Raw genomic sequence first — 13,934 nt, forward strand, 5'->3', positions numbered from 1 at the left:
CAGGCGGCGCACTCGGCGCCCCACCGGCACCGGGCGCCGCAGGTGGCGTCGGCGGAGCCGACGCCACCGAAGCGGAGGTGGCCGCACCCGGCGGAGGCGGCGGAGCGCCGGGCGGTGGCGGCGGCTTGGGCGGTGCGGCGGTCGCCGCACCGGATGCCGGAGCGCTCGGTGGCGACGGCGGCGCACCCGGAGGCGGCGGCTTCGGCGGCCCACCAGCAGGCGGCCCACCCGGAGGCGGCGGCTTCGGCGGCCCACCAGCAGGCGGCCCACCGGGAGGGGGCGGTGGCTTGGGTGCCCCCGGAGGAGGCGGTGGCTTGGGCGCCCCGGGCGGAGGTGGTGGCTTCGGCGGGCCTCCAGGCCCGGGTGGCTTCGGCGGGCCGGGCGGTCCCGGCTTCGCGCCAGGCGGTCCCGGCGGACCGGCGCCCGGCCGTCCCGGCATCCCCGGCTTCGCGGGAGTCTGCACCGGGTCGCGGTCGCCCACGTCCAGGTACAGCGCCGACTGGATCCGTGCGAACCACCCGCGCTTCGGCTGCTCCTCTTCCTCCGGCTCGGCCGCGACGGGCTTCGGTGGCGGAGCCACCTTCTCCCCCGTCCACTCCAGGAACGCCCCACAGGAACCGCAGAACGCGTCCGTCTCCTTGTTGTGGAAACCGCACGTCTTGCACACGATCACGGTCGGTCCACCTCCACTCTGTGCACCACGTGCGCCGGCTTGGCGGCCGCGACCGCGGAGTCGACGAGGTCCATCGGCACGCTCGACGGGTCGTGCACCCGTATCCGGACGGCCAGGCGCGGGGACGCCTCGCCCGGCATGTCGGCGGCCGGGTTCTTCGACCAGCCGACCCCGCCGCTGTCGGCGATCTCCACCCGTCCGCCCGTCAGCACCTGCAGGTTCGCGCGCAGGCCCGCGACCGTGCCGCGCATGCGGTACATCTCGACGGCCGTCGCGACCACCGCTCTGCGGCGTTCTATCGGCCAGCCCTCCTCCAGCGAGATGCCGACCCAGCCGGCGATCCACTCGAGGAAGTCCTCCGGCGCGAGGTACGGGTCGAAGTAGTCCACCAGGCAGTCCAGTGTGGACAGCACGGGCGCCAGCACGTCGTCGAAGCCGGCGACGAAGCGGTCCGTGAACTCGTCCTCCTGGTACACCGCGGGCAGCATCCGGATGAACGGCGCCGCGCTCGGCATGCCCGCCACCACGCCACGCATCAGTTGTCCTCCACCTTCACGTGGTGCTCGAACGAGAAGATGAGGCTGTGGCGGTCGACGTCGAGGCGCTGACACTCCTCGCCGCGTTCGCCGGTCACCGGGTTGGCGCCGAACAGCCGCACGTCCTCCACCAGGTCCACGCCCCGCACCCGTTGCAGCAGCGCGTACACGTCCCCCGCCTGCACCGGCCTGCCGAACTCCCAGCCGCGACCGTCCCGCCCGCCGCTGATCGGGTTCAGGTACCCGTACAGCGCGGCGAGCGCGTCGGCGCGGACGCGGGCCTTGTCCAGCCGGGGACGGGCGATGATCCGCGCCACCACCGTCACCCCGCGATAGCGCGGTGGGGACACCAGCACGCGGGTGCCGATCAGCCGCACCTCGTCGAGCCGTTCCGTGATCCGCTGCAGCGTCTCCTCGCCGGGCACCAGCTCCGCGAAGTCGATCCGGCCCTCGACCTCCGCCGCCGCGGGCACGATCAGCACCCGCACCGAACCGGCGTCGGTGTCCTCGTCACCCGCGGTCACGCAGCGCACGCGGGCCACGTCCGGCGCCGCCTCCTGCGTGATGGCCTCGTAGTCCTCCGCGGTGACCGCACGGCTGCGGGTACGCAACAGGATCGGGCCGCGGGCCTTCGCCTCGTCGACGCTCTCGCCGTCGACGCCACCCCGCGCCGCCTCGATGTTCTCCACCCGCGACACGAACGGGATCGACGACTTCAACGTCCGGATCGCGCCCTTGCCGACGTTGCCGAGCCGCCCGCCGCCGGTGGCGTACCTACGCATCCGGATCGTCGCGCCGTACGGCGGGACGGCGCCGTACTGCCGCAGCCCGCCGTCCGGTTCGCGGATCGCCGGTCCGAACTGGACGGTGCCGGAGGTGCCGTCGAGGATGTAGTGCCGGTCGTCGGGGCCGCTGCCCGCGAAGTTGTGGACCGGCGTCCACTCCTGCCAGCCGTCGTCGGACGTGGTCTCCAGCACCGCCTCGCCCGCGCCGATGACGACCGGGCGGCGCGCGGTGTGGAACTCCTGCCCCGGCACGCCCTCCGAGTCGCCGAGCGTCTCGTCCTCGACGATCTCGCAGTGGTTCGCCTCGACCGTGCCACCGATCGTGCTGGCCGACAACGCGGTCACCAGCGGCGACGCCTGGTAGGTCGGCCAGTCCGCGTCCACCTCGATCACGCGTGCGCGCAGCCAGCCGGCCGCGGTGCCGCCGAGCACCGCCGACTCGTGGTCGGGCGGCACGTGGACGTGCACCTCACCGGTCGTGTTCAGCGCGCCGGTGCCGTCGGTGCTGACGAGGCAGCGCCGCCATTCCTTGCCGTTCCACGCCTCCCACACCAGCGGTGGGTGGTCGGGGTGCACGCCGACACCCTCGACGCGGCAGTCGAAGTCCAGGCGCACCACGCAGTTCGGCACCGGGTCGGACAGGCCGACGAGCACCGCGTCACCGGGTCGCGGCACGTCCGAGAACGCCTGGAACGACTGGCCCATCTTCAGCTCGTCGGTCCGGTCCACCTGCGTGTCGGCGGCCGCGGCCCGCGTGGCGACGTAGTTCAGCGCACACGGCAGGATCCGCAGGTCCGAGCCGGTGGAGAAGACCACCGATTCCTCGGTCTCGGTGCGCAGCGTCGCCACGTCGGTGCCCCTCGGCACGCCGACCGGTGTGATCGCGGGCGCGGACAGCCAGAACGTGACGTCCGCCTGTGCCGGGGTCGCGGGGATGAGCCGCAGCCCGATCAGCTCCAGGAACTTCACGTACAGCCGGTCCGGCACCTGGTTGAGGCGGAACAGCAGCTGGTCGGTCATGAACGCGAACGTCTCGATCAGCGTGACGCCCGGGTCGGACACGTTGTGGTCCGTCCACTCCGGACAGCGGCGCATGACCATGCGCTTCGCGTCGTCGACGAGGTCCTGGAACCGCCGGTCGTCGAGGTTGGGGGCAGGCAGCGCCATCAGTAGTCACTCCCGTCCTCTGGGATGGTGTAGAAGGGGAAGACCAGGTTGCGCCGGTCGTTGGTGTCCTTCGTGCGGTACTGGATGTCGATGTACAGCACGCCGTCCTCCTCCGGGTGCGGCGTGACGAGCACGGCCTCGACGTCCACCCTGGGCTCCCAGCGCAGCAGCGCCTCCCGCACCACCTGCGACAGCTCCGCGGTCGTCTCCACGTTGATCGGCCGGAACACGAAGTCGCGGATCCGGCTGCCGAAGTCGGGGCGCATCGGCCGCTCACCGGGGTAGGTCGACAGGATCAGCCGCATCGCCTGCTCCAGCTCCACCTCCCTGCGCACCAGCGCGATCCCGCCCTGGCGGGCGACCCCGAGCGGGAACGCCCACCCGGCGCCGATGAAATCTTGTGTCGTCACAGAAATCCCCTAGTTGAGCTTGATGAGCTTGCCGGAGACCTCGACCATGGTGCTGCTCTCGATCTTCACGCCCAGCTTCCCGGAGAGCGAGAGCTGTCCGTCGGTCTCGACCTTGATGCCGCCCATGCCACCCTTGATCGTGATGCCGCCGAGGTCTCCGCACTCGATGGTCAGCGAACCGTTGGGAGACTTGGACTCCGGCGGTTTCGGGTTGCACGCCAGCGTTACCGTCCCGGCCACCTGGTCGATGACGAGGCCGAGCTTGTCGCCCTTGGTGCCGAGCTGGATCTTCGACTGGATCGGCGGCAGGCTGCCCGGCGGGCCGGGCGGCAGCTCGTCGGTGAACGTCAGCTGGTTCGCCGCCGGGGTCGCCACGCCGCGCTTGGTGACGATGCCCGACCCGGCCACGGCGTTCTTCAGCTCACCGAAGTCCGACTTGCTGTTGACCAGTCCACCGAGGACGTACGGGCGCCGCGAGTCGCCGAACTCGAAGCCGAGCAACACCTCGTCCCCCACGGACGGCAGGAACAACGCACCGGTCTTCGCGCCCGCCCCGAACTGCACGACCCGCGCCCAGTCCGACTCGAAGTTCGGCGCGAGCCACGGCAGCGCGACCTTCACCCGGCCGAGCTTGTCCGGGTCGGCGACGTTGGTGACGACCCCGCACACCAGCCCGCCGAAGTCGGTCTTCTTGGGCGCCCCGCCACCGGACGTGAGGCCGAGCAGCGACCGGTTCTGCCGTCCGGACACCCAGAACCGGGTGCGGTAGCCGAACTCGTCCGGGTTGAACACGTGCCGGGCGTTGGTGACGAACCACTTGCCGCAGAACTGTTCCGGCACCCCGGCGATCTCCACCTCGGCGCCTGCCTGGATCTTCGGGTCGCCGTTCGCTTCCCCCTCCGCCTCGGCGAACGTGCTGGCGATGTGGTCGGCGACGCCCTTCGCCGCGGCCTCCGCCGCCGCGTCCGCCGCGGCCCCGACGCCGAGCGGCCGGTCCACCACGAGGTAGGCGGTGTTGCTGGCGGGCAACCCGAAGTCGAGCTTGGGCAGCCCGGGGATGGAGGGCAGCGACGGCATCGAGGGCAGCGAGACCAGCCCGTCGGTGAATGACGTCGCGAGGTCGGCCGGGTCCTGGTCCTTGATGGAAGCCGTGCCGGTCGCCGCGTCGGCCTTGGCGACCGCCACGCGTGCGTCCTTCGGGTCCCACACCCGCACCTCGACGTCCGGCGTGATGTTCGCGGCCGAGAGCCTCGGCAGGAACGTGTGCAGGTTGTCCTTGAACGTCAGCTTCCCGTTGCCGAGCCCCACCATGCTCGCCGCCGTGTCGACCGCGGCCGACAGCGCACCGCCGAGTCCGCCGCCGTCCTTGCGCCCGGACGCCTTGCGGAAGAAGAACTTCCCGCCCACGACACCGGTCTCATAGCCGATCTCGCGGGCCCGCTCCCGCAGGAAGTCCCAGTCGGACTGCGCGACCTGCGCGACGTGGTCGTGCGCGACCGACGTCTCCTCGACCGTGCCGATCTCCAGGCCCGCGTTCGACGCGACCTCCTCGGCGATCTCGGAGTCCTTCATGTTCAGGTAGGTGCGGGTGCGCTTGGCGCGCTGCAGCCGGTGCGCCTTCTCGTACCCGCGCACCACGGAGAAGATCATGCCCTCCTGGCAGATCGCCTCGATCGAGGTCACCTCGCCCTTGATCAGGGAGGTGGTGCTGGTGCTGTCCGCGGCGCCGGCGGCGATCTCGACCACCGCCCCGATCTCCAGGCCCGCGTCCTTCACCGCCGTGCCCTCGACGTCGTTGAACGTGATCTCGAACATGTCCGGCAGGTGCAGGTGCGTGTCCACGACCGCGCGGACCAGCTTCGCCAGCACCGGCTCCGGCAGCGGCGCGCCGACCAGCCTGCCGATCTTGACCGACGGCCAGACGACGGCGTTGGCGCCGCCGCCGGCCAGCCCTCCCAGCGTCATCAGGGGTTCCTCTCCGCCAACTCGTCCGGGTTGGGCAGGTACACCGTCTGGCCGGGCCGCACGCGGGAGGGGTCCTTGATGCCGTTGACCTCGGCGATCCGCCGCCACGCCCCGGGCTGTCCGTAGTTCGCGGTCGCGATCGACTGCAGCGACTCACCGTGCCCGACGGTGTGCGCGCGGCGGCCGACGAGCCCACCGGAGGTCGGGTTCTGCGGCAGGGTGCCGAGGAGCGAGGGCACCTCGTACATCGTGATGCCGATCCTCGCCCGCACGGGGATCCCCGTGGACAGGAACCGGTCGTACTTGATCTTCACGCTGTTGAGCGTGACCGTGTACATGAAGCCGATCGCCGGCGGTCCCCACTGGAACGTCAGCTCGGGTGGCTGTGTCTTGAGGTTCTGCCCGAAGACCGCCATCACCTGCCCCAGCACCCCGGCGTCCGGGTTCAGCCACGTCAGCAGCGTGTCACAGCGCCACTTCGTGTCCCGCCCCTCGAAGATCAGCTCACTGAGGTTGATGGTGGTGGGCTTGACCTTCTGCTGGGTCTGGGAGCCGCCCTTGTTCCTCGGCGACGGGGTCGTCGGCGTGACCGCGCTGCGGGTGATCGTTATGTCGGTCGGGTTGAAGTCGAAGTAGACCAACCCGACGTTGGGCAGCGTGGTGCAGCGCAACGACGCGGGCACGCGTGCCCCAGCCAGGGAGGCGGCGCCGATGGCCGCGCCCGCCGCGATGTTGGCGCTCGCACCCGCGATCATGCCGATGCTCATGTCGTGGTCCCCTCCGCTTTCGTGACGCTCACAGGAATCCCTCGTGCGCGAGCACGAGCTGTTCGGTGGCGACCCCGAGCGTCATGGCGTCGAGGTCCGGGCCTTTCCAGCTCTCCGGGTACACGTTGCGCAGCATCCACTTCGCCACCACGCCGCCGTGGGCGTGCAGGAGCGTGATCGTGGCCGTGCCCCCGCCGCCGCTCTTGTACCCGTTGATCCACTCCTCGGCCCGTTTCCGCAGCCACGACTGCACGCTGTCGGCGGACCCGTCGGGGTTCATGGCCCTGGTGAGCGACACCGGCGGGTACTTGATCTCGCCGGGCAGCACGACCTCGTTGTTGTAGTTGCCGCCCTCGGTGATCCGGAGCGGGTTGAACTTGACCTCCAGGCCCTGGCACCGCGCCCAGCCCCCGAGGTTGAACCCCTCGACGGAGACGAGGAACCGTGTCGTCAGGCCGAACATCGCGTCCATGCTGAAGCTGGGCATGTGCCGTCCTCACTACATTCCCTGCGAGAGCTGCTCCAGGTTGACCTCGTCCTCGAGGAACCCCCTGTGCGCGAGCTCGAGGGTCTCCATCGACACCTGGCTCGCGCCGGCGTCGAAGGAGGTGACCGACCACTTGGTGGGCATGACGGCCCGCAGGGTCCACTCCGTGGCCTGCGTCCCCCCGGCGGTCAGCATCTTGATCGAGCCCTCGTAGACCTTCATGTTGAACGAGGTGGCGCTCAGCCACTGCCGGACCAGGTCCGTCTCCTCCGAGACGCCGCGGGTCAGCCTGATGTTGGAGTACTTGGTGTTTCCCGGGAAGTAGAAGCGCTCGTTGCCGAGGTCACCCGCCCGGTACTCGGCGACGTCCCACGTGACGTCGAGCCCTTCGGCCTTCGACCAGCTGCCGAGGTTGTACTGGCCTCCGTCGATGTGCACCAGGAACCGGTTCGACAGACCGATCTTCGACGTGTCGGTCAGTGCCATTGCTTTCTCCTAGCGGAAATCGGTGAGCAGTCCCGCCCGCTCACGGTCGACGAGCAGTTCGGTGCGCAGGCGGCTGCGCACCCGGTCGTAGAGCCGGTTCGCCAGCTCGTCCAGGTCGAGGCGGCTGACGTCGATCATCGCCCCGTCCGGGTTCGGCTTGCCGTACTTCCACTCCTCGTGCGGGGGCTGGCTGCCGGAGTCCTTCTCCTCGAACCAGGTGCTCGGTGAGAACTGGTTCTCGGCCGCCGCACTCGACAGACCGGTCGCGTCCAGCAAGCGGTTGGCGAGCGGCCGTTCGGCGTCCGCCTTCTCTTCCTCCGTCCGCTCCCGGAACCAGCTCTTCTCGCTGCCGGGCGCGTGCTCGTCCCGGAAACCCGTCAGCCCCAGGCCGTACTCCGCGTTCATCCCGGTGATGGCGTGGACCCAGGCCTCCGCCGAGTTCCTCCGGTAGACCGGGCCCGTCGGCGTCGCGGTGTGCGCGACGACCCCACCGTTCGCGGCCTCTTCCAGGTCGAGCTCGTGTTCGATGGCCGCCTTCTGCGCGTCGTCCAGGTCGGTCAGCTGATCGGTGTACCGGTTCTGGTTGAGGGCGTCCAGCCGCTGCTGGGTGAGCACCTCCCTGCGGGCGTCGCGGTCGAAGGCGGCGGTCGCCACCGCGGCGCCTGCCGCGGCGGCCGTCCTGGCGGCCTCCTGCTTCCGCAGGTGGGGGTTGGTCCACTCCTCGACGACGTGTTTCGCGGACTCGGTGGCGATCTTGTCGACCTCGGTCCGCGTCGCCGCGTCGAACGGGGACTGGATGGCCTGGGGGGTGGACGGTGTGGATGCCGGGGCCGCCGTCGGGATGGTCCCGGACGCCAGCGCGACCGCGAGCTGGGCCGCGGCGGACATGTCCGGCTCCGCGTCCGGTGTGGACGGTGGGGCAGGCATCGGGGCGTGGATCAGCGGAGCGGGCTCGTCGGCGCCCGCTTCGCCGCCGTAGAAGCGTTCCGCGGCCTGCGCCTCGGCTTCGAGGTGCTGCCCGAGCGGTGAGGCCGGGTCGGGGAGGACCGGGCCGAGGGTGCGCTGCTGCACCGCGTGGACCAGCTCGTGGGCGAGGAGGCCACGCGCCGACGGCGAGTCCGTCGGCCCGGCCTCGTCGGGCAGGAAGACGGCGCCGCGGGACGCGAACGCCTTGGCGCCACGGGCCTTCGCCGCCTCACCGACCTTCGGGCCGCGGTAGACGGGGACGTTCGCGACGTCGACGTGCTGTCGTGCGCGGACCGCGCCCGCCAGGTCGGGTGGCACGGTCTCGACGACCGTGGCACGCGGCCGCGGCTGCGGCTTGCGGGGCGGCAGGAGGTCCGCGGTAGCCCGGTAGGACGTGGCGACGACCCGCTTCTCCGGCATCGGGCCGGAAGGCGGGTTGGGCCGCACCGGGGTGTCCGGCCGCGCTGCCGGGCCCGCGCTCGGCGGCGTCGGTGGTGCCGGTGGAGCCGGTGGAGCCGGTGGTGCGGGCGGCTCGGGTTCGGCTTCCGGCTCGGGTTCGGGTTCCTGTTCCGCCGCCACACGCACAGGGGCCGCCGGTGGGGGCGGCGGCTCCTGTGGCGTGGCCGGCTCGACCGCCCCCTCCACGACCCGGGGCGGTGCCTCGGGGTGGACGAGGGCTTCTTTCGCAGGCGCCGGGATGGGGGCGCCGAGGCCGAGCCTGCGTGACTGGCCGAGGTTGGGACGGCGCTTGCGCATCGGGCGCTGCGCCGGCGCCTCGGCCTTTTCCACTCCCTCCACCATGCGCGGCGGCGGCTCGGCCGCCGGCGTGGGCGAGGGCGGTGGCTCTGGTGTGGACCGCGGCTCTGGCGGCAGGAACGACGGCGGTCCGGCCGCGGACTGCTCCGGTTCCGGCCCGGGGAGGCCCGGCAGCATCGGCAGGCCGGGGTTGGTGGCGTACCGCAGCCAGCTCGGTGCCCGGTACGGCTCCAGCGCCTCCCTCGGCTCGCCGATGTACTCGTCGACCGCGTCGGTCAGCACGGGTGCGGCGGCCGGGGCGGACCGTGTGGCCCTGCGCACCACCGGTGCGGGCGGCAGCGGCGGCGCCTCGATCACCGGTTCGGCCGCCGTCACCGGGACCGGCTGGGCGATCCCGGTGACGGAGCCGGTGGCCGGAGCGACCTCGGGTACCGGCGCGCCGCGGACCGAGGGCCGCAGCGGCGGCAGTACCGGTGCCGGTCCGGTGACCAGTGGGGCACCCCGGTTGATCGTGACGGGGATGACGGGCAGCGCGGTCCAGTGCCGCCTGCCCGGAACCGGCGCGGGTGCGGTCGCGACGGGTGCCGTCGCCCCGGCGACAGGAGCTGCGGCCGCGGGTGCCCCAGCGTGCTCCGCGGTGTCCCGCTTCCGCCGGAATGGCCAGCGCATCGGTCTCCCCTCCTGTCGTGAGTCCACTCAGGACTCGTCCGTGAACCGCGTGTGGATCTTGCCGATCTCACCGATCACGCGGTTCCGGACCGGGTGTTCGAGGTCGAGGATCTTGTCCAGATCCCAGTGCAGGTAGTACGCGACGTACGCGATTTCCTCCCAGACGCGGTCAACCGCGTACGTCACGATCCCCCCGGCGCATCACCGGCGACGTCCACCGCGAAGTCGTTGCCGCAGTGCGGGCAGCTGACCGCGACCTCGGTGTGGCCGTCGGCGTTGATCCGCCGGTACAGGTCCTGCAGGAACGCGAGGTCGGAGGCGAACAGGCTCTCGATCACGAACGTGTCCACGACCGGCACGTCCCCGAGCGCGGTGACCGTCCGTTCCAGCAGCAGAACCGTCAGGTACGCCGGGTTCTGCTTGGCGCGCTGGTCGGACTGCGTGGTGATCTCGTCCCGCGCGGTCGCGAGGCGCATCACGCCGTCGCGGTGCACGCGGCCCGCCTCGTCCACGTAGCCACGCGGCAACGTGAACGGGTACTCCGTGCGCAGCCCCGTCTCGGTGGCGGCGGGCGCCGTCACGCGGACACGCGCTGGATGCGCTCGGACACGATCGTGACCGTCTCCATCAGCACCTCGGACGAGCCCGCCTTCAGCGCGCCGATCTCCAGCTTCGACGGCCAGGCGTGCTCGAGGTGGTACCGGGCGACCGGCTTGCCGTCCGGCCCGTACATCACCAGCGAGCACGACTTGCGCGCGTTGATGATGTCGCCGTTGAGCACGGACTCGTGCCACGCCCACAGCGCCATGTGGTCGGACTTGCCGCGCTTGAGCACGACCGTCGCCGGCTCGGTCTTGCCCGGCAGCTTCTTGAGGATGACCTCTTTGTCGGACGACTCCAGGTGCTCCACCGGCTTCACCTCGGTGGTGATGCCCTGCAGCTCGGAGAACGCGGCGATCTCGTAGCCGTCGATGGTGATCGAGAACCGTGCCGCTGTGATCGGGTCGCCATTGGCCATGGCTGGAACTCCTTACAGGTAAAGGGGAACACTCACTCTTCGAGGCCGGCGCCCTCGGCGAACTGCGAGATCCGGAAGACCACGAACTCGGCCGGCTTCACCGGCGCGATGCCGATCTCGACGGTCAGGATCCCGGCGTCGCGGTTCTCCGGCGGGTTGTTCTCCTCGTCGCACTTGACGAAGAACGCCTGCGCGGGCAGCTGCCCGAACAGCGCGCCGTCCCGCCAGACGCGGCGCAGGAACATGGTGACCGTGCGCTTGACCGAGTCCCACAGCTTCGGGTCGTTCGGCTCGAACACGACCCAGTTCGTGCCCTGCAGGATCGACTTCTCGACGTAGTTGAACAGCCGCCGCACGTTCAGGTAGCGCCACTCGGGGTCACTGGAGAGGGTGCGCGCGCCCCACACCCGGATGCCCTGGCCGCGGAAGCTGCGGATGCAGTTGACGGCGATGGGGTTGAGCTGGTCGTGCTCGCCCTTGGTGATGTTGAGCTCCAGGGTGACCGCGCCGCGGATCACCTCGTTCGCGGGTGCTTTGTGGACACCGCGGGTGGAGTCGTTGCGTGCCCAGATGCCGGCCATGTGACCCGACGGCGGCACGAAGACCTGCTTGCCCGCCACCGGGTCCGCGACCTTGATCCACGGCCAGTACATGGCGGCGTACTTCGAGTCGTAGCCGGTGACGTCCTGGCGCCAGTCCTTGACCTCCTGGGCGTTCAGGCCGGGCGGGGTGTCCAGGATGGCGACGCGGTCCGCCATCAGCTCGCAGTGCGCGATCATGGCCAGCTGCACCGCCTTGACGTCCTCGACGGACAGCGCGCCACGCTGGTAGGCGGCCATCAGGTCCGGCACGCACAGCATCGTGACCTCGTCGATTGCCTCCAGGCTGCCGAACCCGGTGCGGTCGGCGGAGTTGCCGACGTACGCGCCCGCCTCGACCCTGACCGGCGCGGGCGCCGGGTGACCGAGCGCGACCTCGCCCGCCTTCGGCAGCGCGAGCGCCTTGCCCTTGGTCTCCTCGACGACGATCAGCTTCGACTGCTGGCGCACCACGGTCGCCACGTTGTTGGGGCCGCGCTTGGTGGTCACGTTGTCGAACGTCTCGACCGGCTGGCCCTGTTGCTTGACGACGAGCTTGAAGTTGTCCTCGCCCTCCTCGGAGGCGGGCGCGACCTCGACGGTCAGGTCGGCGGCCTCGGTGGTGCGAGCGGAGATCGTGAGGCCGGGGCGGTCGGCGGCCGCGGCGGGCAGCTCGGCGGCGGGCAGCGCCACCTGGCCGTTGCCCGACCCGTTCTGCGCGTCGCCGCCCACACGCACGACGTAGGCCGTGCCGCCACCGTTCTGGAAGTAGCCGTACACGGCGTGCGCGAGGTAGTAGCCCTCGACGAAGTCGCCGAAGTTCTGCTTGAACTGCGTCCAGTTGGTGACCATCACGGGCTCGTGCATCCGACCGCGCTCGGCGAAGCCCACGAAGGCGGCCACCGCGGTTCCCACGGCCTCGATGGGCCGCGAACCTGAGGAAACCTCCTCCATGTACACACCGGGCGCGAGGTAACTGCTGGCCATCTCGGGTGTCTCCCTCGTTGCGTCGTACGCGTGACCGGCGTGACCGGCCCCGTCTGAGTGTGTTCATCTCGCACCGGTCGACTCAGTCGTCGCGGGGCGGTGGGGAGGGCGGCCCGGGCCGCCCTTTCGGGCGACTGTCCCGCCTCCCCGAGGTTTGAGAGTGTTGGTTCCGACCCAGCGACACCGGCGGACCGCAGGCGGTTGGTGGCTGAGTGCCGTCACGTTCCCCTGAGGTAACTGCTGATCAAGCCAAGACTTCCCCGAGGATCCACGGGCCTTTGTGCCCCCCGTCGGTTCCGATCTCCGAGCCTGCCGACACCGGTGGTGGGCGGGGCAGGCGTCGCGGGGAGGTGCGCCGGGCGGGCCGGTGTGCCCCTTCGGGCGGATCGCGCGCGCTGAAAGGACGGGCGGCGGGCGGCTGTGCCCGTCGTGTCCCGTCGCGACACTGGTGGCCGTGATCACCGAGGTGGACGAGGCGTTGTGCGTGCTGCTCGGCCGGTCGCTGCCGGAGGGCACGATGGTCCGGCTCGACCCGCCCAAGCCGACGTGGGAGACGGAGAAGCCGTCGAAGGCGATCGACCTGTTCCTGTTCGGGCTGCGTGACGACCGCGGCGGCCGCGAGTCGGGGTGGGCCGACGAACGCGACGACCGTGGCGCGGTCCGTGCCCGCCGCGAACCGAACCGCCGATGCGTGCTGTCCTACCTGGTCACGGCACGTGCGGAGAAGGTCAACGAGGAACACCAGCTGCTCGCGGCCGCGCTGCGCACCATGCTGTTCACCGACTCACTGCCGGAGGACTGCATGCCGGCCGCGCTGGCGGCGGCCGGTGCCCCGGTGCTGATCACGATCGCGGACTCCGACCCCGGTGCGCTGTGGAGCAACCTCGGCATGCCGGCAAGGGCGTCGTTCGCGATCAGTGTGAGCGCGCCGTTCCTGCCCGAGCCGGACACCGAGCTGGCGCCGCCCGCCGAGAAGATCCGCCTCAACAGCGGCCAGAACGTGCCCGCACGGGGTTCTCTCGCCCCGGCACAGCCGCGCCGCTGGGTGCGTACGCCGTGAGTCCCGCCGCGAAGATGGGTGACAAGGTCGTCGGGACCGACATCCACGTCATCATGGTCCCGTCCCCCGGCGGCCCCGTGCCGACGCCGCTCCCGCACCCGTTCGCGGGCACCATCACCGGCGGGTGCAGCACCGACGTCGTGATCGGCGGCCAGCCCGCCGCGGTGGTCGGCAGCACGGCGACGAACGCACCGCCACACGTCCCCCAGGGCGGCCCGTTCCAGATCCCGCCGACGAACCAGGGCACGGTCACCAAGGGCAGCGCCACGGTACTGATCAACGGCAAACCAGCCGCCCGCACCGGCGACACGGTCACGACATGCAACGACCCGTCCCCGGCCCCGACCAGCTCAATAGTCGCGACAAGCACAGTGCTGATAGGCAACTAACCCCGCGAGTCGCGCGCAGGAACACCGCGAGTCGCGCGCTCACGCACACCGAGTTGTCGGTTTCGTGCACCACGGTCTGCACGAAACGTACAAGTCGATGCGTCCGGGAGCGCGACTCGCGGTGTGCTGGGGCGCGACTCGGGGCCTATCCCATGATCGGTGTTTCCGGCGTTGTTGATCAGTAGGTCTCGGCTCCCGGCCAGCGGTCACCGAAGGTGATGGCGAAGGCGTTGAT

The 13,934-nt window shown here is 71.0% G+C and carries 14 protein-coding genes and 1 pseudogene; 2 read left to right on the forward strand and 13 right to left on the reverse strand.

Annotation, left to right across the window (positions count from 1 at the left end; translation table 11 throughout):
- The 13 genes and pseudogenes from ACIBVP_RS43830 to ACIBVP_RS43890 all read right to left on the reverse strand — a co-directional run.
- Nucleotides 1–673: pseudogene (locus ACIBVP_RS43830) on the reverse strand (hypothetical protein); the annotation flags it as partial.
- Nucleotides 670–1,209, reverse strand: coding sequence for a phage tail protein (locus tag ACIBVP_RS43835; RefSeq protein ID WP_396112489.1), 540 nt, complete (start codon nucleotides 1,207–1,209; stop codon nucleotides 670–672). The pseudogene ACIBVP_RS43830 and the gene ACIBVP_RS43835, both read right to left, overlap by 4 nt.
- The gene (locus ACIBVP_RS43840; RefSeq protein WP_396112490.1) at nucleotides 1,209–3,161 is read right to left on the reverse strand and encodes a putative baseplate assembly protein; all 1,953 of its coding nucleotides are present in this window, start codon (nucleotides 3,159–3,161) and stop codon (nucleotides 1,209–1,211) included. Before ACIBVP_RS43840 ends, ACIBVP_RS43835 begins: the two co-directional genes overlap by 1 nt.
- Nucleotides 3,161–3,571 carry a GPW/gp25 family protein gene (locus ACIBVP_RS43845; protein ID WP_396112491.1) on the reverse strand — a complete coding sequence of 137 codons (411 nt, stop codon included), beginning with the start codon at nucleotides 3,569–3,571 and terminating at the stop codon, nucleotides 3,161–3,163. The genes ACIBVP_RS43840 and ACIBVP_RS43845 overlap by 1 nt, the downstream gene beginning before the upstream one ends.
- 9 nt (nucleotides 3,572–3,580) lie before the next feature.
- Nucleotides 3,581–5,536: a phage baseplate assembly protein V gene (locus ACIBVP_RS43850; RefSeq protein WP_396112492.1), complete on the reverse strand. Its 1,956-nt coding sequence runs from the start codon at nucleotides 5,534–5,536 to the stop codon at nucleotides 3,581–3,583.
- Nucleotides 5,536–6,303, reverse strand: a complete 768-nt coding sequence (locus tag ACIBVP_RS43855) for a LysM peptidoglycan-binding domain-containing protein (protein ID WP_396112493.1) — start codon at nucleotides 6,301–6,303, stop codon at nucleotides 5,536–5,538. Before ACIBVP_RS43855 ends, ACIBVP_RS43850 begins: the two co-directional genes overlap by 1 nt.
- Before the next feature lie 28 nt (nucleotides 6,304–6,331).
- Nucleotides 6,332–6,790 carry a phage tail protein gene (locus ACIBVP_RS43860; RefSeq protein WP_396112494.1) on the reverse strand — a complete coding sequence of 153 codons (459 nt, stop codon included), beginning with the start codon at nucleotides 6,788–6,790 and terminating at the stop codon, nucleotides 6,332–6,334.
- Nucleotides 6,791–6,802: 12 nt separating this feature from the next.
- Entirely contained in the window at nucleotides 6,803–7,276 is a 474-nt protein-coding gene (locus tag ACIBVP_RS43865; RefSeq protein WP_396112495.1) for a phage tail protein, read from the reverse strand.
- A gap of 9 nt (nucleotides 7,277–7,285) precedes the next feature.
- Entirely contained in the window at nucleotides 7,286–9,667 is a 2,382-nt protein-coding gene (locus ACIBVP_RS43870) for a DUF4157 domain-containing protein (RefSeq protein ID WP_396112496.1), read from the reverse strand.
- 27 nt (nucleotides 9,668–9,694) lie between these two features.
- Nucleotides 9,695–9,853, reverse strand: a complete 159-nt coding sequence (locus tag ACIBVP_RS43875) for a DUF6760 family protein (RefSeq protein WP_396112497.1) — start codon at nucleotides 9,851–9,853, stop codon at nucleotides 9,695–9,697.
- Entirely contained in the window at nucleotides 9,850–10,248 is a 399-nt protein-coding gene (locus ACIBVP_RS43880) for a phage tail assembly protein (RefSeq protein WP_396112498.1), read from the reverse strand. The genes ACIBVP_RS43875 and ACIBVP_RS43880 overlap by 4 nt, the downstream gene beginning before the upstream one ends.
- Nucleotides 10,245–10,685, reverse strand: a complete 441-nt coding sequence (locus tag ACIBVP_RS43885) for a phage tail protein (RefSeq protein ID WP_396112499.1) — start codon at nucleotides 10,683–10,685, stop codon at nucleotides 10,245–10,247. The genes ACIBVP_RS43880 and ACIBVP_RS43885 overlap by 4 nt, the downstream gene beginning before the upstream one ends.
- A gap of 32 nt (nucleotides 10,686–10,717) precedes the next feature.
- Nucleotides 10,718–12,250: a phage tail sheath family protein gene (locus ACIBVP_RS43890; RefSeq protein ID WP_396112500.1), complete on the reverse strand. Its 1,533-nt coding sequence runs from the start codon at nucleotides 12,248–12,250 to the stop codon at nucleotides 10,718–10,720.
- Between the two features lie 454 nt (nucleotides 12,251–12,704).
- Here ACIBVP_RS43890 and ACIBVP_RS43895 point away from each other — a divergent pair, with 454 nt between their 5' ends.
- The gene (locus tag ACIBVP_RS43895) at nucleotides 12,705–13,310 is read left to right on the forward strand and encodes a Pvc16 family protein (RefSeq protein ID WP_396112501.1); all 606 of its coding nucleotides are present in this window, start codon (nucleotides 12,705–12,707) and stop codon (nucleotides 13,308–13,310) included.
- Complete coding sequence (locus tag ACIBVP_RS43900; protein WP_396112502.1) at nucleotides 13,307–13,699, forward strand: PAAR domain-containing protein; 393 nt, start codon at nucleotides 13,307–13,309, stop codon at nucleotides 13,697–13,699. The genes ACIBVP_RS43895 and ACIBVP_RS43900 overlap by 4 nt, the downstream gene beginning before the upstream one ends.
- Nucleotides 13,700–13,934: the final 235 nt, after the last annotated feature.

It is taken from the genome of Actinophytocola sp. NPDC049390, from assembly GCF_044466355.1.
In the GTDB taxonomy this organism is placed as follows: domain Bacteria; phylum Actinomycetota; class Actinomycetes; order Mycobacteriales; family Pseudonocardiaceae; genus Actinophytocola.

Bases quoted from the DNA above. Each gene is read 5' to 3' on its own strand.
- ACIBVP_RS43835 (WP_396112489.1), bottom strand. From the start codon at position 1,209: ATGCGTGGCGTGGTGGCGGGCATGCCGAGCGCGGCGCCGTTCATCCGG.
- ACIBVP_RS43840 (WP_396112490.1), bottom strand. From the start codon at position 3,161: ATGGCGCTGCCTGCCCCCAACCTCGACGACCGGCGGTTCCAGGACCTC.
- ACIBVP_RS43850 (WP_396112492.1), bottom strand. From the start codon at position 5,536: ATGACGCTGGGAGGGCTGGCCGGCGGCGGCGCCAACGCCGTCGTCTGG.
- ACIBVP_RS43855 (WP_396112493.1), bottom strand. From the start codon at position 6,303: ATGAGCATCGGCATGATCGCGGGTGCGAGCGCCAACATCGCGGCGGGC.
- ACIBVP_RS43860 (WP_396112494.1), bottom strand. From the start codon at position 6,790: ATGCCCAGCTTCAGCATGGACGCGATGTTCGGCCTGACGACACGGTTC.
- ACIBVP_RS43865 (WP_396112495.1), bottom strand. From the start codon at position 7,276: ATGGCACTGACCGACACGTCGAAGATCGGTCTGTCGAACCGGTTCCTG.
- ACIBVP_RS43870 (WP_396112496.1), bottom strand. From the start codon at position 9,667: ATGCGCTGGCCATTCCGGCGGAAGCGGGACACCGCGGAGCACGCTGGG.
- ACIBVP_RS43885 (WP_396112499.1), bottom strand. From the start codon at position 10,685: ATGGCCAATGGCGACCCGATCACAGCGGCACGGTTCTCGATCACCATC.
- ACIBVP_RS43890 (WP_396112500.1), bottom strand. From the start codon at position 12,250: ATGGCCAGCAGTTACCTCGCGCCCGGTGTGTACATGGAGGAGGTTTCC.